Annotated in this window: 15 protein-coding genes; 9 read left to right on the plus strand and 6 right to left on the minus strand. The window is 61.0% G+C overall.

From position 1 onward, the window contains the following. Positions 1 to 5 precede the first annotated feature (5 nt). The 9 genes from murD (at position 6) to lpxC (ending at position 10,499) form a co-directional block, all read left to right on the plus strand. Positions 6 to 1,352 (plus strand): UDP-N-acetylmuramoyl-L-alanine--D-glutamate ligase, encoded by a 1,347-nt coding sequence (gene murD / locus AC1DXW_RS26055; protein WP_477753054.1) that lies wholly within the window; start codon positions 6 to 8, stop codon positions 1,350 to 1,352. Next, positions 1,349 to 2,566 (plus strand): putative lipid II flippase FtsW, encoded by a 1,218-nt coding sequence (ftsW, locus tag AC1DXW_RS26060; protein WP_477753055.1) that lies wholly within the window; start codon positions 1,349 to 1,351, stop codon positions 2,564 to 2,566. The genes murD and ftsW overlap by 4 nt, the downstream gene beginning before the upstream one ends. Continuing rightward, positions 2,556 to 3,626 carry an undecaprenyldiphospho-muramoylpentapeptide beta-N-acetylglucosaminyltransferase gene (gene murG / locus AC1DXW_RS26065; RefSeq protein ID WP_477760638.1) on the plus strand — a complete coding sequence of 357 codons (1,071 nt, stop codon included), beginning with the start codon at positions 2,556 to 2,558 and terminating at the stop codon, positions 3,624 to 3,626. The genes ftsW and murG overlap by 11 nt, the downstream gene beginning before the upstream one ends. Beyond that, positions 3,619 to 5,079, plus strand: a complete 1,461-nt coding sequence (gene murC, locus AC1DXW_RS26070) for a UDP-N-acetylmuramate--L-alanine ligase (RefSeq protein ID WP_150727953.1) — start codon at positions 3,619 to 3,621, stop codon at positions 5,077 to 5,079. The genes murG and murC overlap by 8 nt, the downstream gene beginning before the upstream one ends. Beyond that, complete coding sequence (locus tag AC1DXW_RS26075; RefSeq protein WP_477753057.1) at positions 5,076 to 6,059, plus strand: D-alanine--D-alanine ligase; 984 nt, start codon at positions 5,076 to 5,078, stop codon at positions 6,057 to 6,059. Before murC ends, AC1DXW_RS26075 begins: the two co-directional genes overlap by 4 nt. A 4-nt stretch (positions 6,060 to 6,063) precedes the next feature. Further along, complete coding sequence (locus AC1DXW_RS26080) at positions 6,064 to 6,933, plus strand: cell division protein FtsQ/DivIB (protein WP_477753058.1); 870 nt, start codon at positions 6,064 to 6,066, stop codon at positions 6,931 to 6,933. Positions 6,934 to 6,948: 15 nt separating this feature from the next. Then, positions 6,949 to 8,208, plus strand: a complete 1,260-nt coding sequence (ftsA, locus tag AC1DXW_RS26085; RefSeq protein WP_007989901.1) for a cell division protein FtsA — start codon at positions 6,949 to 6,951, stop codon at positions 8,206 to 8,208. Between the two features lie 73 nt (positions 8,209 to 8,281). Further along, complete coding sequence (gene ftsZ / locus AC1DXW_RS26090) at positions 8,282 to 9,475, plus strand: cell division protein FtsZ (RefSeq protein WP_477753059.1); 1,194 nt, start codon at positions 8,282 to 8,284, stop codon at positions 9,473 to 9,475. A gap of 112 nt (positions 9,476 to 9,587) precedes the next feature. Next, positions 9,588 to 10,499, plus strand: a complete 912-nt coding sequence (lpxC, locus tag AC1DXW_RS26095; RefSeq protein ID WP_007939852.1) for a UDP-3-O-acyl-N-acetylglucosamine deacetylase — start codon at positions 9,588 to 9,590, stop codon at positions 10,497 to 10,499. Between the two features lie 173 nt (positions 10,500 to 10,672). Here the strand turns inward: lpxC and AC1DXW_RS26100 are convergent, their stop codons facing one another. The 6 genes from AC1DXW_RS26100 to AC1DXW_RS26125 form a co-directional block, all read right to left on the minus strand. Next, positions 10,673 to 12,175 carry a diguanylate cyclase gene (locus tag AC1DXW_RS26100; protein WP_477753060.1) on the minus strand — a complete coding sequence of 501 codons (1,503 nt, stop codon included), beginning with the start codon at positions 12,173 to 12,175 and terminating at the stop codon, positions 10,673 to 10,675. A gap of 247 nt (positions 12,176 to 12,422) precedes the next feature. Continuing rightward, entirely contained in the window at positions 12,423 to 12,647 is a 225-nt protein-coding gene (locus tag AC1DXW_RS26105) for a hypothetical protein (protein ID WP_477760640.1), read from the minus strand. Between the two features lie 248 nt (positions 12,648 to 12,895). Beyond that, a complete protein-coding gene (locus AC1DXW_RS26110) occupies positions 12,896 to 14,260 on the minus strand; it encodes a heavy metal sensor histidine kinase (RefSeq protein WP_477753061.1) in 1,365 nt (454 codons plus the stop codon). Then, entirely contained in the window at positions 14,250 to 14,927 is a 678-nt protein-coding gene (locus AC1DXW_RS26115) for a heavy metal response regulator transcription factor (protein WP_477753062.1), read from the minus strand. The genes AC1DXW_RS26110 and AC1DXW_RS26115 overlap by 11 nt, the downstream gene beginning before the upstream one ends. Before the next feature lie 9 nt (positions 14,928 to 14,936). Beyond that, positions 14,937 to 18,050, minus strand: coding sequence for a multidrug efflux RND transporter permease subunit (locus AC1DXW_RS26120; protein WP_477760639.1), 3,114 nt, complete (start codon positions 18,048 to 18,050; stop codon positions 14,937 to 14,939). Then, complete coding sequence (locus tag AC1DXW_RS26125) at positions 18,047 to 19,207, minus strand: efflux RND transporter periplasmic adaptor subunit (RefSeq protein WP_477753064.1); 1,161 nt, start codon at positions 19,205 to 19,207, stop codon at positions 18,047 to 18,049. Before AC1DXW_RS26125 ends, AC1DXW_RS26120 begins: the two co-directional genes overlap by 4 nt. Positions 19,208 to 19,685: the final 478 nt, after the last annotated feature.

The raw sequence follows: 19,685 nt of genomic DNA on the forward strand, positions 1-19,685 counted from the left end.
AACTCGTGTCTCTGATCGCTTCTGACCACTTCCGCATCGTTGTCGGCCTCGGCAAGAGCGGCATGTCCCTGGTTCGCTTCCTGGCGAACCGGGGCGTGGCGTTTGCCGTGGCCGATACGCGGGAAAATCCACCGGAACTGGCCACGCTCAAGCGTGACTATCCGCACGTGGAAGTGCGTTGTGGCGAGCTGGACGTCGAATTCCTGTGCCGTGCCGACGAGCTCTACGTCAGCCCCGGTCTGGCGCTGGCGACCCCGGCCCTGCAGGCCGCCGCCGCCCGTGGCGTGAAATTGTCCGGTGACATCGAACTGTTCGCGCGTAACGCGAAGGCGCCGATCGTGGCCATCAGCGGCTCCAACGCGAAAAGCACCGTCACCACGCTGGTCGGCGAAATGGCGGCGGCGGCGGGCAAGCGTGTTGCCGTCGGTGGCAACCTCGGTACCCCGGCGTTGGACTTGCTCAGCGACGACATCGAGTTGTACGTGATGGAACTGTCGAGTTTCCAGCTGGAAACCACCGACCAACTCAACGCCGAAGTGGCGACCGTGCTCAACATCAGCGAAGACCACATGGACCGTTACAGCGGTCTGCCAGCCTATCACCTGGCCAAGCACCGGATCTTCCGCGGTGCCAGACAGTTCGTGGTCAACCGTCAGGATGCCCTGAGTCGTCCGTTGATGGGCGAAGGGCAGCCATGCTGGACCTTCGGCCTGAGCAAACCCGATTTCAAGGCGTTTGGTATCCGTGAAGAAGACGGCGAGAAATACCTGGCCTTCGAATTCCAGAACCTGATGCCGGTGCGCGAATTGAAGATTCGTGGCGCCCACAATCAGTCCAACGCCCTGGCAGCCCTGGCCCTGGGTCATGCGGTTGGCCTGCCGTTCGATGCCATGCTGTCGAGCCTGCGCACCTTCGCCGGTCTCGAACATCGCTGCCAGTGGGTCCGTGACCTCGACGGCGTGGGCTATTACAACGATTCCAAGGCCACCAACGTCGGCGCCGCACTGGCGGCCATCGAAGGTTTGGGCGCAGACATCGACGGCAAAGTCGTGTTGATCGCCGGTGGCGATGGCAAAGGTGCCGAGTTCAAGGACCTGCACGATCCGGTGGCGGCCAACTGCCGCGCCGTGGTGCTGATGGGGCGCGACTCCGACAGGATCGGCGAGGCTATCGGCGACGCCGTACCGCTGATCCGCGCCGGCTCCCTGGCCGAGGCCGTCGAGCAATGCCGCGCCGCCGCCCAGCCGGGCGACGTGGTGCTGCTGTCGCCAGCCTGCGCCAGTTTCGACATGTTCAAGAACTACGAAGACCGTGGTCACCAGTTCGTCCAAGCCGTGGAGGATCTGGCATGAGCCTGAGAGACATCATCAAGCCATACCCTTCGCCGATCATCACCGGGCGCGGTATCGACCTCGACTTCCCGATGCTCGCCGGTTGCCTGACGTTGCTCGGCCTGGGGTTGATCATGATTGCCTCGGCATCGACCGAAGTGGCGGCCGTGCAGTCGGGCAGCGCCCTGTATTACATGATTCGCCACCTTATTTACGTGGTGCTGGGCCTGGGTGCCTGCATCGTCACCATGATGATCCCGATCGCTACTTGGCAACGGCTGGGCTGGCTGATGCTGCTCGGTGCGTTCGGCTTGCTGGTGATGGTGATCATTCCGGGGATCGGCCGTGAGGTTAACGGCTCGATGCGCTGGATCGGCTTCAGTTTCTTCAACGTTCAGCCTTCCGAGATCGCCAAGGTGTTCGTGGTGATCTACCTCGCCGGTTATCTGGTGCGCCGCCAGAAAGAAGTGCGCGAAAGCTGGATGGGCTTCTTCAAGCCGTTCATCGTGCTGCTGCCAATGGCGGGCCTGCTGCTGATGGAACCGGACTTCGGTGCCACCGTCGTGATGATGGGGGCGGCGGCGGCGATGCTGTTCCTTGGCGGCGTCGGGCTGTTCCGCTTTTCCCTGATGGTGGTGCTGGCTGTCGGTGCGGTGGTGCTGTTGATTCAAATGCAGCCGTATCGAATGGCGCGCCTGACCAACTTTGCCGACCCATGGGCCGACCAGTTCGGCGCCGGCTATCAGTTGTCCCAGGCGTTGATCGCCTTCGGTCGCGGTGAATGGCTGGGCGTCGGCCTGGGCAACAGCGTGCAGAAACAGTTCTACCTGCCGGAAGCCCACACTGACTTCGTGTTCTCGGTCCTGGCCGAAGAGCTGGGGGCGGTGGGTTCGTTGTGCACCGTGGCACTGTTCGTCTTCGTGTGCATTCGTGGCATGTACATCGGTTTGTGGGCTGAAAAGGCCAAGCAGTTTTTCGCGGCTTACGTGGCCTACGGTCTGTCGTTCCTGTGGATTGGTCAGTTCCTGATCAACATTGGTGTAAACGTCGGTCTGCTGCCGACCAAGGGTCTGACCTTGCCGTTCCTCAGTTATGGCGGTAGTTCGTTGGTGATCTGCTGTGCCTGTCTCGGCTTGTTGCTGCGCATCGAGTGGGAAAGTCGAACCCACCTGGGCAGTGAAGAGATGGAGTTCCATGAGAGCGACTTCGCCGAGGAGCCGAACCATGGGCGCTAACGTCATGATCATGGCTGGCGGCACCGGTGGCCACGTGTTCCCGGCACTGGCCTGTGCCCGCGAATTCCAGGCACGCGGCTATACCGTGCACTGGCTCGGCACTCCGCGTGGCATCGAGAACGATCTGGTGCCGGCGGCCGGAATCGAGTTGCACCGGATCAATGCCAGCGGTCTGCGCGGCAAGGGCAAGCTGTCCCTGTTCAAGGCGCCGTTCATGTTGCTCAAGTCGGTCTGGCAGGCGCGGGCGATCATTCGTCGGCTGCGGCCGGTCTGCGTGGTTGGCTTTGGTGGTTATGTGACCGGTCCTGGTGGCGTTGCCGCCAAACTGGCCGGCGTGCCGGTGATCGTTCACGAACAGAACGCCGTGGCCGGTACCGCCAATCGGTTGCTGGTGCCGTTGGCCGCCCGAGTCTGTGAAGCGTTCCCCGACACCTTTACCCTGTCGGACAGCCGCCGGACCACCGGTAATCCGGTGCGCACCGAGCTGTTCCTCGAGACATCGCGACCTGCCCTGGCCGGTCGCAAGGCGCGTTTGCTGATCCTGGGCGGAAGCCTGGGCGCAGAACCGTTGAACAAGTTGCTGCCTGAAGCCCTGTCGCAAGTCGCTGCCGATTTGCGTCCGGAAGTGTTCCATCAGGCCGGCAAAAACCACGATGAAGTGACTGCAGAGCGCTATCGCGCGGCTGGCGTCGAGGCGCAGGTGCAGCCCTTCATCAAAGACATGGCCCAAGCCTACAGCTGGGCCGACCTGGTGGTTTGTCGCGCAGGCGCGCTGACCATCAGTGAACTGGCCGCCGCCGGTCTGCCCTCGATGCTGGTGCCTTTGCCTCATGCCATCGACGATCACCAGACCCGCAACGCCGAATATTTGGCCCGTGAAGGCGCAGCCTTCCTGATGCCGCAAAGAACGACTGGTGCAGCGGATCTTGCCGCTCGCCTGACAGAGGTCCTGATGCAACCACAACGACTCAACGAAATGGCTACTGCGGCACGCCGCCTGGCCAAACCCGATGCCACCCGTAACGTGGTCGATAGCTGCCTGGAGGTGRCCCATGGTTGAGAATCAGAAAGCCATGCCGCAACCGGAAATGCGCCGYATCCGTCGCATCCACTTCGTTGGTATCGGCGGTGTGGGCATGTGCGGGATTGCTGAAGTGTTGTTGAACCTGGGCTATGAAGTGTCCGGTTCCGACCTGAAGGCTTCGCCGGTCACCGAGCGCCTGGAGTCCTTCGGCGCGCAGATCTTCATCGGCCACCGTGCCGAGAACGCCGCTGCCGCCGACGTGCTGGTGGTGTCGAGTGCCGTGAACACGTCCAACCCGGAAGTCGCTACCGCGCTGGAACGTCGTATTCCGGTGGTGCCGCGTGCAGAGATGCTGGCTGAGCTGATGCGCTATCGCCACGGCATCGCCGTTGCCGGTACCCACGGCAAAACCACGACCACCAGCCTGATCGCGTCGGTGTTCGCCGCCGGTGGCCTGGACCCGACGTTCGTAATCGGTGGCCGTCTGAATGCCGCGGGTACCAATGCCCAGCTCGGCACCAGCCGTTACCTGATTGCCGAAGCCGACGAAAGCGACGCCAGCTTCCTGCACTTGCAGCCGCTGGTGGCCGTGGTCACCAACATCGACGCCGATCACATGGCGACCTACGACGGTGACTTCAACAAGCTGAAGAAAACCTTCGTCGAATTCCTCCACAACCTGCCGTTCTACGGTCTGGCGGTGGTGTGCCTGGACGATCCGGTAGTGCGTGAAATCCTCCCGCAGGTCAAACGTCCGACGGTCACCTATGGCTTCGGCGAAGACTGCGACGTACGTGCGATCAACGTGCGCCAGCAAGGCATGCAGACCTTCTTCACCGTACTGCGTCCCGACCGCGAGCCACTGGATGTTTCGGTGAACATGCCGGGCAACCACAACGTATTGAACGCCCTTGCGACTATCTGCATCGCCACCGACGAAGGCGTCAGCGATGAAGCCATCGTCCAGGGCCTGTCCGGGTTCCAGGGTGTCGGCCGACGCTTCCAGGTCTACGGCGAACTGCCGGTAGACGGCGGCAATGTAATGCTGGTCGATGACTACGGTCACCACCCGACGGAAGTCGCGGCAGTGATCAAGGCCGTACGCGGTGGCTGGCCGGAGCGCCGCCTGGTGATGGTCTACCAGCCGCACCGCTACAGCCGCACCCGCGACCTGTACGACGATTTCGTCAATGTACTGGCCGACGCCAACGTACTGCTGCTGATGGAAGTCTATCCGGCCGGCGAAGAGCCGATCCCGGGCGCTGACAGCCGCAAGCTGTGCAACAGCATCCGTCAGCGTGGCCAGCTCGACCCGATCTACATCGAGCGTGGTGTCGACCTTGCGCCAGTGGTCAAGCCGCTGCTGCGCGCCGGCGACATCCTGCTGTGCCAGGGCGCCGGCGATATCGGCGGTCTCGCACCAAAACTGTTGAAAAGCGAGTTGTTCGCCGGTGCCGTTGCCGCGCCGGAGAAGGGGAAGTTGAAATGACTGCTGCCTACGCCAACCTGGTCTCCACGATCGCGCCGAAAGACTTCGGCCGCGTCGCCGTGCTGTTCGGCGGCAAGAGTGCCGAGCGTGAAGTGTCCCTGAAGTCGGGTAACGCCGTTCTGGACGCACTGCAAAGCGCCGGTGTGGACGCGTTCGGCCTCGACGTGGGCGATGACCTGCTGCAGCGACTGCTCAACGAAAAGATCGACCGCGCCTTCATCATCCTCCACGGCCGTGGCGGTGAAGACGGCAGCATGCAGGGCCTGCTCGAATGCCTGGGCATTCCGTACACCGGCAGCGGCATCCTGGCTTCGGCCCTGGCCATGGACAAGCTGCGCACCAAGCAGGTCTGGCACAGCCTGGGCATTCCGACCCCACGTCACGCGGTACTCAGCAGCGAGGCCGATTGTATTTCGGCGGCGACGGAACTGGGCTTCCCTTTGATCGTCAAACCGGCCCATGAAGGTTCAAGTATCGGTATGGCCAAAGTGAGTTCCGCGTCCGAATTGATCGACGCATGGAAAGCGGCCAGTACCTACGATTCGCAAGTGCTGGTCGAGCAATGGATTCACGGTCCGGAGTTCACCATCGCCACCCTGCGTGACCAGGTGTTGCCACCGATTGCCCTGGGCACGACGCACAGCTTCTACGACTACGACGCCAAGTACATCGCCAACGATACCCAGTACCGCATTCCGTGCGGTCTGGACAGCGCCAAGGAAAAGGAACTCATGGACCTCACGGCGAAAGCCTGTGAAGCGCTGGGTATCGCCGGTTGGGGCAGGGCAGACGTGATGCAGGACGCCGACGGGCAGTTCTGGTTCCTGGAAGTCAACACCGCACCGGGCATGACCGATCACAGCCTGGTGCCGATGGCGGCCCGTGCTGCCGGTCTGAATTTCCAGCAACTGGTTCTGGCCATTCTGGCCGAGAGCGTTGCCGGCAACACTGCCGGTAACCAAGAGTCGACGAGAGGTTAAGGCCATGCAAGGCGCTCAGCTCAGACATCAGCCCCCCGCATCGCCCGGCCGCAAGCCGGTGCCGCGGGGTGCCAGCCGAATGGTGGCCAAAGAGCCGATGTCCGCGCGCCTGCCGAAAGCCAACTTCGGTTTTCTCAAAGCGTTGTTCTGGCCGGTAGTGCTGGTGGCTTTGGGGTTCGGTACTTACGAAGGCGCGACACGGCTGTTGCCGTATGCCGACCGGCCGATCACCAGGATCAACGTGCAGGGCGACTTGAGTTACATCAGCCAGCAAGCGGTGCAGCAGCGGATCGCCCCGTACGTGGCGTCGAGCTTCTTCACCATCGACCTGGCGAGCATGCGCACCGAGCTGGAAACGATGCCATGGATTGCCCACGCCGAAGTGCGCCGGGTGTGGCCGGATCAAGTGGTGATCCGCCTGGAAGAACAACTGCCGGTGGCCCGATGGGGTGACGAGTCGCTGTTGAACAACCAGGGCCAGGCCTTCACCCCGCGCGAGCTGGCGAACTACGAACACTTGCCTCAGCTGTTTGGCCCGCAGCGGGCTCAACAGCAAGTGATGCAGCAATACCAGGTGCTGAGCCAGATGCTCAGGCCGCTGGGCTTCTCGATTGCACGCCTGGAACTGCGTGATCGTGGCAGCTGGTTCCTGACCACCGGCCCCGGCAGCGCGGGTCCCGGGATCGAACTGCTGCTGGGACGCGGCAACCAGGTGGAAAAGATGCGCCGTTTCATCGCCATCTATGACAAGACGCTCAAAGAACAGATTACGAACATTGCGCGCATCGATCTGCGCTACGCCAACGGCCTCGCTGTTGGCTGGCGGGAACCTGTAGCGCCCACGGCAGCCCAACCCGCTGTCGCGAAGAATTAAGAAGAGGCAGGACCCATGGCAAACGTGCAAAGCGGCAAAATGATCGTCGGTCTCGATATCGGCACCTCCAAGGTGGTGGCGCTGGTGGGCGAGGTCGCGGACGACGGCACGCTGGAAATCGTCGGGATCGGTACCCATCCATCCCGTGGCCTGAAAAAAGGCGTGGTGGTGAACATCGAATCCACCGTGCAATCGATCCAGCGCGCCATCGAAGAAGCGCAGCTGATGGCGGGTTGCCGCATTCACTCGGCGTTCGTCGGTGTGGCCGGCAATCACATCCGCAGCCTGAACTCCCACGGCATCGTGGCGATTCGTGATCGCGAAGTCAGCTCGGCGGACCTTGAGCGTGTACTCGACGCGGCCCAGGCCGTGGCGATCCCGGCTGACCAGCGCGTGCTGCACACCCTGCCGCAGGATTACGTGATCGATAACCAGGAAGGCGTCCGCGAGCCACTGGGCATGTCCGGCGTGCGTCTGGAAGCCAAGGTCCACGTGGTCACCTGCGCCGTCAATGCCGCACAGAACATTGAAAAATGCGTGCGTCGTTGTGGCCTGGAAATCGACGACATCATTCTCGAGCAACTGGCTTCCGCGTACTCGGTACTGACCGATGACGAGAAAGAGCTGGGCGTGTGCCTGGTGGACATCGGCGGCGGCACCACCGACATCGCGATCTTCACCGAAGGCGCGATCCGTCACACCGCAGTGATCCCGATTGCCGGTGACCAGGTGACCAACGACATCGCCATGGCGTTGCGCACTCCGACCCAGTACGCCGAAGAAATCAAGATTCGCTACGCCTGCGCCCTGGCCAAACTGGCCGGTGCCGGTGAAACCATCAAGGTGCCAAGCGTTGGCGACCGTCCACCACGCGAGCTGTCCCGCCAGGCCCTGGCCGAAGTGGTCGAGCCGCGCTACGACGAACTGTTCACGCTGATCCAGGCCGAACTGCGCCGCAGCGGCTACGAAGACCTGATCCCGGCCGGCATCGTGCTGACCGGCGGTACGTCGAAGATGGAAGGCGCTACTGAACTGGCCGAGGAAATCTTCCACATGCCGGTGCGCCTGGGCGTGCCTCACGGCGTGAAAGGTCTGGATGACGTGGTGCGCAACCCGATCTATTCCACCGGCGTCGGCCTGTTGATGTACGGCCTGCAGAAGCAGTCCGACGGCATCTCGTTCTCGGGCATCGGCAGCCGCGACAGCTACAGCAACGAAGAGCCACAGGCTCCGCTGCTGGACCGCCTGAAGAAGTGGGTCCAGGGCAATTTCTGAAGATTTACCGCGACACCGTTACACCGAAGCACGCAGTAGGCGAAAAAACTAGAGAATGTAAAGGAGAGGGAAAATGTTCGAACTCGTAGACAACATCCCCGCAAGCCCGGTAATCAAAGTTATCGGTGTCGGCGGTGGCGGCGGCAACGCTGTCAACCACATGGTCAAGAGCAACATTGAAGGCGTTGAATTCATCTGCGCCAACACTGATGCCCAAGCGCTGAAAAGCATCGGCGCGCGGACCATCCTGCAACTGGGCACCGGCGTGACCAAAGGTCTCGGCGCTGGCGCCAACCCTGAAGTAGGTCGTCAGGCCGCTCTGGAAGATCGTGAGCGCATTGCCGAAGTCCTGCAGGGCACCAATATGGTGTTCATCACCACGGGCATGGGCGGTGGTACCGGTACCGGTGCTGCGCCAATCATTGCTGAAGTGGCCAAGGAAATGGGCATTCTCACCGTTGCGGTGGTGACTCGTCCGTTCCCGTTCGAAGGTCGCAAGCGCATGCAGATCGCCGACGAAGGCATCCGTCTGCTGTCTGAAAGCGTGGACTCGTTGATCACCATTCCCAACGAGAAGCTGCTGACCATCCTCGGTAAAGACGCAAGCCTCTTGTCGGCTTTCGCCAAGGCCGACGATGTACTGGCCGGTGCTGTTCGCGGTATCTCCGACATCATCAAGCGTCCGGGCATGATCAACGTCGACTTCGCCGACGTGCGTACCGTGATGAGCGAAATGGGCATGGCTATGATGGGCACTGGCTGCGCCAGCGGTCCGAACCGTGCACGTGAGGCCACCGAAGCGGCCATTCGCAACCCGTTGCTCGAAGACGTGAACCTGCAAGGCGCTCGCGGCATCCTGGTGAACATTACTGCCGGTCCGGATCTGTCCCTGGGTGAATACTCCGACGTGGGCAGCATCATCGAGGCGTTCGCTTCCGAGCACGCCATGGTCAAGGTCGGTACCGTTATCGATCCGGACATGCGCGACGAGCTGCACGTGACTGTCGTTGCCACAGGTTTAGGCGCTAAAATCGAGAAGCCGGTGAAGATCATCGACAATACCGTGCACACGTCGATGGCTTCCCAGCCGCAACAACAGACCTCTGCTCGTCAGGAAGCTCCAGCGGTGAACTACCGTGACCTGGACCGTCCGACCGTCATGCGCAACCAGGCCCAGGCCGGTGCTGCGACTGCCGCGAAGATGAATCCGCAAGATGACCTGGACTACCTGGACATCCCGGCATTCCTGCGTCGTCAGGCCGATTGATGAAATGTATCAGGGGTATTAGGGTGATTGGTGTTCAGCAAAGGTCTGGTCTGCTATCATCGCCAGCCTTTGTTGATACCAGTTCGCAATTTGCGCTGAAGCGGCCCATGCCATGATTAAACAACGCACCCTGAAGAATATTATCCGTGCCACAGGTGTCGGCCTGCACTCCGGGGAGAAGGTCTACCTGACCCTCAAGCCAGCGCCCGTCGACACCGGCATTGTGTTTTGTCGCGCCGACCTCGACCCCGTGGTGCAGATTCCTGCCCGCGCGGAAAACGTTGGTGAAACCACTATGTCGACCACGCTCGTTAACGGTGACGTCAAAGTGGACACGGTAGAGCACTTGCTCTCGGCCATGGCAGGCCTGGGCATCGATAACGCCTACGTCGAGCTCTCCGCGTCCGAAGTCCCGATCATGGATGGTAGCGCTGGACCTTTCGTATTCCTGATTCAATCGGCTGGCCTGGAAGAACAGGACGCTGCCAAGAAGTTCATCCGTATCCTGCGTGAAGTGACAGTGGAAGACGGCGACAAGCGCGCCACTTTCGTCCCTTTCGAAGGGTTCAAGGTGAGCTTTGAGATCGATTTCGATCACCCGGTTTTCCGTGACCGCACCCAAAGTGCAAGCGTGGATTTTTCCAGCACTTCGTTTGTAAAAGAAGTCAGCCGCGCCCGTACCTTTGGTTTCATGAGTGACATCGAGTACCTGCGCAAGCACAACCTCGCACTCGGCGGCAGTGTTGAAAACGCTATTGTGGTCGACGCCGATGGCGTACTGAACGAAGACGGCCTTCGCTATGAAGACGAATTCGTGAAGCACAAGATTCTCGATGCAATTGGTGACCTCTACCTGCTGGGCAATAGCCTGATTGGTGAGTTCAAGGGCTTCAAGTCCGGCCACGCACTGAACAACCAGCTGCTGCGCAAGTTGATTGAGCAGACAGATGCCTGGGAAGTCGTGACGTTCGAAGACGCCAGCACTGCACCGATCTCTTACATGCGTCCGGTTGCGGCCGTGTAAGCAAAAAACCTCTCTAGTTTTTTAAGGGCTGCCTTCGGGTGGCCTTTTTTTATGTCCGAAGTTTGTAGTGCCTGGGCTGGCCTCATCGCGAGCAAGCTCGCTCCCACAGTGGATTGCATTCCCTTCTAGGAGCGAGCCTGCTCGCGATGACGTCCGTCCACTCAACAAAAAAATCAGCCGGCGCACACCACCCGGTTACGCCCCCCTTCCTTGGCCTGATACAACGCCTTGTCCGCACTGAACAGCAATTGCTCCAGGTTGATATCGCTGCCCGCCGTCCAGGTGGCAATACCGATACTCACGCTCATCGGTCGCTCTCCGGCGTCCACCAGTGGCAGTTTTTGCACCGCCTCGCGGATATGCTCGGCGATCTGCTGCGCGCCTTCACTGCCAGTTTCGGCCAGGACCACTGAAAACTCTTCGCCACCATAGCGAGCCACCAGGTCTGCCGGGCGATGGACATTGGCGCGGATAACCTCGGCCAATGCCCGTAAGGCATCGTCGCCGGCCTGATGCCCGTGCCGATCATTGAAGGCCTTGAAGTGATCGGCATCAATCATCAGCAACGACAACGGCTTGCCGCTGCGCTGCGCACGAAACCATTCATGGCGCAGGGTCTGATCGAGGGATCGACGGTTGGCCACGCCGGTCAAGGCATCGGTGGCCGCCAACTGCGCCAATTCCTGCTCGACATGTTGGCGCAGGCGCAGCTCGCGGCAGAGCAGCCAGGTCAGCCATAACAAACCGATGCACAAAACCCCGGTAGCACCGCTGATCACATAGGCAGTGCGGTTCCAGGTGGCGAACACTTCATCGATGGAAAGGGCCACGATGACGGTCAGCGGCAGGTTGCCGACCCGGGAAAAGGTGTACAGGCGCTGTTGATGGTCGACACTCGACACGCTTTCGAAGGTACCACTGCGCTCCTGCAGCATGCGTACGACGTTGGGGCGGTTGGAGAAGCTTTTGCCGATGGCGTTTTTTTCCCGGTACGGTTTCTGCGCCAGGAGAATCCCGTCATCGTTGATGATGCCCAGCGTACTGCCGGTGCCGATGTCGAGGCTGCTGAACAGCTGGTCGAAATAGCTCATGCGCATCGACGCCACCGCGACCCCCAGAAACTCTCCCGTGGGAGAGGAAATGCGCCGGCTGAAACTGATGCGCCATTCGTCGTTGTCATCGCAGTCGCAGTGCGGTTTGAACGGTCGGCTGATAAACATGCCGGTGCCGCGATTGAAGACATGGGCCAGGAAATAATCGCGGTCAGCGAAGTTGCCCGGTTTCGGCTCGATCAATGATGAGTCGGCCAGCACGTCGCCGTGCTTGTCCAGCAGCAGGATGTCGCCCTTGTAGCGCGCGGTGGTGGAGCGCTCGAACAGCACCAGATGACGGATCTGCGGCGAAACCTGTTTCAGGTCGTCCCGTTGGGCGGCGGCGATCAGACCCTGCAAGGTCAAATCATAGAGCTCGACCGTACGCAGGACATCGGCATCGATCAGTTGCGCAATGGTAGTCGCGCTGCGTGTGGCGGTCTGCTGGGCGTAGGCGTGTTCGCGGATCAGCAGGTAAGTGACGATGCACAGGATCGAGATGACAGTCAGGGTGCTGCCGAGGATCACCATGATCTCGGGTCGCCCGGGCGGGCCTTGAAAATGCGGGGTGCGGCTTGCGGTCATAGGGCTGACGTCTGCTAGAGGGACGTTGTAAGCGTAGTTGCATAAACGTAGCAGCCGAGTGAATCGTTCCTGTTGCTCGAACGATTGATCGATGGCGTGGGCGTCAGTGAGTTTCGTTGCAAAAATTGCAATGAAGGTTGAGTCGCCACTATAAAAAAAGCCGCTGACAGCAGCGGCCTTGAAGACAACTTTTCAAAGGGAAGAGCCGAAGAAAAGTGTCGAGGGAAACGGGAGTGATCGGTGCAGATCAGCTGTCTTTCTCGGCCTGTGGCTGCGCCTGAGTGCTGGATGCTTGCGGGGCCTGGGCGTCTTGCGCAGCCTTGGCGGTCATTTCGATCTGATGCTCTCCGAACGTCGCAGCGCGTGCAGCGTTATGCGCGACGAAAGTCTGCGATTCTTCCGCCATCGCCAAGGGCGACAGGAACAAAGAGGACAAAACGAAAGCGCTGGCAATACCCATACTGTTGGACATCTTTAAAACCTTCTTGCTTGGCAAGTGCTGTTTGGTGCGGGCAAAGATAAGGATATGAGGCGAGGGGAAAAAGAGCGGATTCATGAAAGGACTGTTGCGGTACTAGCAATAGTGGGTTGAGCACACATTTAAGTGCACCTGAATCCAATGTGGGAGCGAGCTTGCTCGCGATAGCATCACCTCGGTTCCGAAGTTGCACCGAGTCGCCTGTATCGCGAGCAAGCTCGCTCCCACAAGGGAATGGGGTTTCAGACGGGCAGATGAATCCCGAAGGTATTCATCCCATGGTCACTGCGCACGAACACATCGCCGCCGTGCATCAACGCTATCGCCTTGACGATGGCCAGCCCCAATCCGTGATTGTGGCCGCTGTTGCTGCGCGAGGCATCGACCCGGTAGAAGCGCTCGAACAGCCGTGGCAGGTGTTCACGGGCAATCGGCGAACCGGGGTTGGCGACGCCGATGCTGACTTGATGCTCCTGGGCTTCGATCCGCACTAGAATCACCTGCCCGGGCGCGGTGTGCTGCACCGCGTTGTTCAGCAGATTGATCAACGCCCGGCGCAGATGAGCGATCTCGATCCGCACTTGTGCGTCACCACTGACCTCAACCCGGACCTGAGCGTCCTCGAGAATGAAATCCAGATACTCCAGGGTCGTGGCCACCTCATCGGCCAGCGAGGTTGAGGTGAGTTTGGTCGCCTTGCTGCCCTGATCGGCGCTGGCGAGGAACAGCATGTCGTTGATGATCGAACGCAGTCGCTCAAGCTCTTCGAGGTTCGATTGCAGCACTTCGAAATAATGCTCGGCAGAGCGTCCGCGGGTCAATGCGACCTGGGTCTGGCCGATCAGGTTGGTCAGTGGCGAGCGCAGTTCGTGGGCGACGTCGGCGTTGAACGATTCAAGGCGCGAGTAGGCTTGCTCGACCCGTTCCAGGGTCGAGTTGAACGAGCTGACGAATTGATCGAGTTCCGGCGGCAACGGTGACAATCGCAAGCGCCCTGAGCGCAACGGTGGGGCCAGGCGCTGGGCTTCCTGGGACAGTTTGATCAGCGGCTTGAGGCCGATCCGCGCCACCCAGTAACCCAATGCCGAGGCCAGCAGCACGCCGACAATCGCCAGGCTGATCAACGCGATCAGCAGTTGATGCTGGGTATGGAAAAACGTTTCGGTGTCGATGGCGATCATGAAGCGCAGTGGTGGGCGCTGGTCCTTGGCCGGGAATTCGCTGACCAGCACTTTCAGCGGATAGGGGCGATCCGGCAAATGCATGTCGCGGGTGCCCAGCGGCCCTTGGGCAAAGGCGCGGATCTGCGGTGTCAGGTTGCCGTATTCGTAGTGTGGATCACCGCTGATGATCCAGAATCTGATGCGCTTGTCTTCTTCGCTCAGCAGATTGAGCTTGTTGTTGATCTTCACCCAATGCTCGGGCGTGCCGTAACGGCCGACCGTGGATTCGAGCACGCTGTAGCGCGCATCCAGTTCGGCTTCCGGCAACAGGCCCAGGCCTTTGTCGACCTGTTGGTACAAAGCCCAGCCGATCAACAGAAAGACCAGAAGCGCCACCAGCGTAAACATCCCGCTTAAACGCAGCGCGATCGAGTTACCGGACACCACGGCTCTCCAGCACATAACCCATGCCACGAATGGTGTGCAGCAGTTTCTCTTCGAACGGCCCGTCGAGCTTGGCCCGCAGGCGTTTGATCGCGACTTCGACGACGTTGGCATCGCTGTCGAAATTGATGTCCCAGACCATTTCGGCGATGGCGGTTTTCGAGAGGATTTCACCCTGCCGGCGGGCCAGAACGCTGAGCAGCGAAAACTCCTTGGCGGTCAGGTCCAGCCGTGCACCGCCACGTGTCGCCTTGCGGCTGATCAAATCTATCCACAGGTCGGCGATGCTCACTTGCACTGGTTCATGGCCACCGCTGCGCCGGGTCAGCGCTTGCAGGCGTGCCACCAGTTCAAGGAAGGAAAACGGTTTGCCCAGGTAATCATCGGCGCCGTCACGCAGGCCTTTGATGCGATCTTCCACGCGCTCGCGGGCGGTGAGCATGATCACTGGTGTTTGCTTGCGCGCACGCAGAGCGCGTAGGACACCGAAGCCGTCCAGGCCCGGCAACATCACGTCGAGGACGATCACCGCATAGTCACTTTCCAGCGCCAGGTGCAGGCCTTCCACACCATCGCGCGCCAGGTCCACGGTGTAACCCTGTTCCGTCAGACCGCGGTGCAGATAATCCGCGGTTTTTTCCTCGTCTTCGATAATCAGAACGCGCATGACCCCGCCTCAGTCTGTGGTCGCCAGCGCCGTATCCGGTGCTGACGCTGGTGGGAGTGTGTGCCGATGGAATAGCCGCTCCAGCCACAAGTATATGACCGGCGTGGTGAACAGCGTCAGCGCCTGGCTCACCAGCAAACCGCCGACCACCGCGATCCCCAGGGGTTGGCGCAATTCGGCGCCGGTGCCGTAACCGAGCATCAGCGGCAGGGCGCCGAGCAGGGCGGCGAGGGTGGTCATGATGATCGGCCGGAACCGTGTGATACAGGCCTTGAAAATCGCTTCTTCCGGCGACAGTCCGCCATTGCGCTGCGCTTCGAGGGCGAAGTCGATCATCAGGATGCCGTTTTTCTTGACGATACCGATCAGCAGCACCAGGCCGATCAAGGCCATGATTGAAAAGTCCTGGCCGCAAATCCACAGCATGATCACCGCGCCGAGGCCCGCCGAAGGCAAAGTCGAAATGATCGTCAGCGGGTGCACGAAGCTCTCGTAGAGCACGCCGAGAATGATGTACACCGCCACCAGTGCCGCCAGAATCAGCCACGGCTGGCTGGCCAGCGAACTCTGGAACGCCTGGGCCGCGCCCTGGAAGTTGCCGCTGATGGCGGTCGGCATGCCGATGTCGGCCTTGGCCTGGTTGAGCATGATCACCGCATCGCCCAACGCCACGCCGGGGGCCAGGTTGAACGACAGGTTGGCCGCCGGGAACATCCCGTCATGAGCGATGGACAGCGGGCCGATGGTCGGCGCATCGAACCTGGCCAGGGCCGACAGCGGCACCATTTCCCCGCTCAGGGGCGAGCGCAGGTAGAAGTAATTGAGGCTCTCGGCCTTGCCGCGTTGCTTGGTGTCCAGCTCCAGGATCACGTTGTACTGGTTGACCTGGGTCTGGAATTCATTGATCTGGCGCTGGCCGAAGGCATCGTACAGGGCTTCGTCGACGTCGCTGGCGGTGAGGCCGAAACGTGCGGCGGCGCTGCGGTCGATGCTGATGTGGGTGATGCTGCCGCCCAGTTGCAGGTCGTTGGAAATGTCGCGGAAGGCCGGGTTGGCGCGCAGTTTTTCCGTCAGGCGCTGGGTCCAGGTGCTCAGGGTCGGGCCATCGTTGCTCTTGAGCACATATTGATACTGGGCGCGGCTCGGGCCGGAGCTGAGGTTGATGTCCTGGCCGGCGCGCAGGTACAGGACGATACCCGGCACTTTCATCAGTTGCGGACGAATCCGGTCGATGAACTGGCTGGCGGAGACATCGCGGTCGCTGCGTTTTTTCAGGGTGATCCAGAAGCGGCCGTTGGCGATGGTCTGGTTGCTGCCCGAGACACCGACGGAATGTGAAAACGTTTCGACTGCGGGATTGGCAGCGACGATTTCGGCCATCGCCAGGTGTTTTTTCACCATGTCGCCGTAGGAAATGTCAGCAGCGGCTTCGGTGGTGCCGAGGACGAAACCGGTGTCCTGGATCGGGAAGAAACCTTTAGGAATGAAGATGTAACCGGCGACGGCCAGACCCAGCGACAAAGCGAACACGCCGATCATCGTTTTCTGATGGGCGAGGGCGTGGCGCAGGCCTTTTTCGTACCAGGCCAACAGACGCTCACCAAAGCCCGGTTTGTCGTGGGCATGATGCACCGGCGCGCGCATGAACAGCGCGGCCAGGGTCGGCGCCAAGGTCAGCGACACCACCACCGAAATCATGATGGTCGAGGTGGCGGTCAGGGCGAATTCCTTGAACAACCGCCCGACCACGCCGCCCATGAACAGCAGCGGAATGAACGCTGCCACCAGCGAGAAGCTGATCGAAATCACGGTAAATCCGATCTCGCCAGCGCCTTTGATCGCGGCCTCGCGCATGCCTTCGCCGGCCTCGAGATGGCGGTGAATGTTCTCCACCACCACGATCGCATCATCGACCACGAACCCCACGGCGACCACAATCGCTACCAGCGTGAGGTTGTTCAGGCTGAAGCCCATCACATACATCAGCGCAAAACTGGCGATCAGTGACACGCCGAGCACTGCCGACACGATCAGTGTGGCCGACAGTTGGCGCAGGAACAGTGCCATTACCGCCACCACCAACATGATTGCAATCAGCAGGGTGATTTCCACTTCATGCAGCGAGGCACGGATGGTCTGGGTGCGGTCGATCAGCGTCTTGACCTGCACCGAGGCGGGGAGCATCGCTTCCAGTGCCGGCAAGGCGGCCTGGATGCGGTCCACGGTCTCGACGATGTTGGCGCCAGGCTGGCGGAAGATCACCAGGTTGACCCCCGGTTGCGAGCCCGCCCAAGCCTGGATGTAGGCATCTTCCGAACCGTTGACGACTTTGGCGACATCGCGCAGATGAACCGGTGCACCGTCCTTGTAGGAAACAATCAGCTGGCTGTAGTCCTCCGGGTGAAACAACTGGTCGTTGGTGGACAGGGTCGAGATGCTCGACTCCCCGTACAGCGCACCCTTGGCCAGATTGAGGCTGGTCTGCTGGATCGCCAGGCGGATGTCGGCGAGGGTCAGGCCGATGGCCGCGAGCTTGTCCGCCGAAACCTGGACGCGGATCGCCGGACGCTGCTGACCGGTGATGACGACCTGGCCTACACCGTCGACCTGACTGAGCTGACGGGACAACAGGGTTTCCGTCAGGTCACTGAGCTCCGGGCCGGGCATCAGCGAGGAGTTGACGCTGAGTATCAGCACCGGGCTGTCCGCGGGGTTGACCTTGCGCCAGGTCGGCAGGTTCGGCATGTCCTTGGGCAGCTTGCCCGCGGCAGTATTGATCGCCGCCTGCACTTCCTGGGCGGCGGTGTCGATGCTTTTGTCGAGGGTGAATTGCAGGGTCAGGTTGGTCGAGCCCAGTGCACTGCTCGAGGTCATCTGGGTTACGCCGGGAATGGCACTGAATTGCACTTCAAGAGGCGTGGCCACCGAGGAAGCCATGGTTTCCGGGCTGGCGCCGGGAAGTTGCGCGGCCACCTGGATGGTCGGGAATTCTGCCTCCGGCAACGGCGCTACCGGCAGGCGCGGAAACGCTATGACACCCAGCAGCACCAGGGCGAACGTCAGCAGGACCGTGGCCACCGGGTGGTCGATGCACCAGGCTGAAACCGAACCATGGCCCTTCATTGCGCCGCCTCCGATCGCACCACTTGCGGCGGCTCGGTCAGCACTTGCACGGTAGCGCCGGGCTTGAGCCGCGACTGACCATCGCTGACCAGTACATCACCCGGTTTCACACCCTTGATGATGTCCTGGCCGCTGCCTTGATAGACCATCTGCACCTGCACGGCTTCGACCTTGTCGCCATTGACCCGGTACACGAAGTGCTGGTCGAGGCCGCGTTGTACGACTGTCGGCGGCACCACCAGCGCATCTTTATCCAGGGCTGTCTGAATCTTTATCGTCACCAGCAGGCCCGGCCAGAGCTTCTGTGCGTCGTTGTCGAATTCGGCCTTGGCGCGGATGGTGCCGGTGTTGGCGTTGATCTGGTTGTCGATCAGGGTCAGGTGACCTTCGCCGAGCAGGTTGCCGGTTTCGCCGTCGGTGTCGGCACCGATGTAGGCCTTTACCTGAGTGTGTTGCGGGTCGTTGATCAGGCCTTGCAGGGTCGGCAGCATTTGCTGCGGCAGGGAGAACTCCACGGCGATCGGGTCGATCTGGGTCACAGTGAACAGGCCCTTGGTGTCGGTCATGCGCAGGAAGTTGCCTTCGTCCACCGTGCGAATACCGACACGGCCGCTGACCGGTGAGCGAATTTGTGTGTAGGAAAGCTGTACCTCGGCGGAATCAATCGAGGCCTGGTTGCCTTGGGCGGTGGCCTTGAGTTGGTTGACCAGGGCTTGTTGCTGGTCGTAGGTCTGCTTGGACACGCCGTCGTCGACACTCAGCAGCTTGTAGCGCTTGAGGTTGACTTGCGCCACTTGCAGTTGCGCCTGGCTTTCGCCCAGTTGTGCCCGGGCCTGGTCGAGACTGGCGCGGATCGACCGGTCGTCGATGGTGGCCAGCAGGTCGTTTTTTTTCACCAGTTGGCCTTCCTTGACCATGATTTTGGTGAGAATGCCGTCGATTTGCGGGCGGACTACGACGCTGTGCAGGGACAGCACAGAGCCGATGCCGCTGACGTAGCGCGGCACGTCTTTTTCGGCTACGGCGACCACGCGCACGGGGATGGCGGTGGGGGTGGCGAGTTTGGCCTTGGCCGGTTTGTTGGCGTACCACAGGCCCAGCGCTGCCAGGACGATCAGAAGGGCGACGAGCAGGGCGGATTTTTTCTGGATTCGCATGCGAGTGGGGCGCCGGGGCTGGGTAGACGGTTGGTATTTTCCTTTATAAACCTGTTTGCCGGTCAGGAGGGTGACGGCTAACTGACGGCGCTGTCAGTTTGGGGTTTGGCCTGGTCTTGGCGGCCTCTGGGCCGACCATGTTGTGGGTGACCGTGTACATATCCGTTTCTTCGGTAATGGCGGCTATCGGTTCCGCCCTTACGGCGGGTCACTTGGAAAAGCCCCAAGTAACCAAGGGCTCTTGCCCCTGACGTTCGGTGCCTCGCCTAGGCTCGGCATGCCCTCGCTCCGGTCTTGCTCCGTGGGCCCGCCGCCATCGGCCATCCATGGCCCAGAGTGTGTAAAAACTGGTTCAAACATCGTCGACACTAGCGCCGACGATGTTTGGCTGGCTAACTACACCTAAAGCGCTCTTCGTAGCTCCAGCCCGCTTTTAATGCCACCAGTAACGCTTCTCAGCTCGTCCATCGGGCAAAAC

Source organism: Pseudomonas sp. P4_C4 (assembly GCF_056402055.1).

Excerpts from the sequence above, each read along its gene's own strand:
- ftsW (WP_477753055.1), top strand. The coding sequence starts at position 1,349 with ATGAGCCTGAGAGACATCATCAAGCCATACCCTTCGCCGATCATCACC.
- AC1DXW_RS26075 (WP_477753057.1), top strand. The coding sequence starts at position 5,076 with ATGACTGCTGCCTACGCCAACCTGGTCTCCACGATCGCGCCGAAAGAC.
- AC1DXW_RS26080 (WP_477753058.1), top strand. The coding sequence starts at position 6,064 with ATGCAAGGCGCTCAGCTCAGACATCAGCCCCCCGCATCGCCCGGCCGC.
- ftsA (WP_007989901.1), top strand. The coding sequence starts at position 6,949 with ATGGCAAACGTGCAAAGCGGCAAAATGATCGTCGGTCTCGATATCGGC.
- ftsZ (WP_477753059.1), top strand. The coding sequence starts at position 8,282 with ATGTTCGAACTCGTAGACAACATCCCCGCAAGCCCGGTAATCAAAGTT.
- lpxC (WP_007939852.1), top strand. The coding sequence starts at position 9,588 with ATGATTAAACAACGCACCCTGAAGAATATTATCCGTGCCACAGGTGTC.
- AC1DXW_RS26100 (WP_477753060.1), bottom strand. The coding sequence starts at position 12,175 with ATGACCGCAAGCCGCACCCCGCATTTTCAAGGCCCGCCCGGGCGACCC.
- AC1DXW_RS26105 (WP_477760640.1), bottom strand. The coding sequence starts at position 12,647 with ATGTCCAACAGTATGGGTATTGCCAGCGCTTTCGTTTTGTCCTCTTTG.
- AC1DXW_RS26115 (WP_477753062.1), bottom strand. The coding sequence starts at position 14,927 with ATGCGCGTTCTGATTATCGAAGACGAGGAAAAAACCGCGGATTATCTG.
- AC1DXW_RS26120 (WP_477760639.1), bottom strand. The coding sequence starts at position 18,050 with ATGAAGGGCCATGGTTCGGTTTCAGCCTGGTGCATCGACCACCCGGTG.
- AC1DXW_RS26125 (WP_477753064.1), bottom strand. The coding sequence starts at position 19,207 with ATGCGAATCCAGAAAAAATCCGCCCTGCTCGTCGCCCTTCTGATCGTC.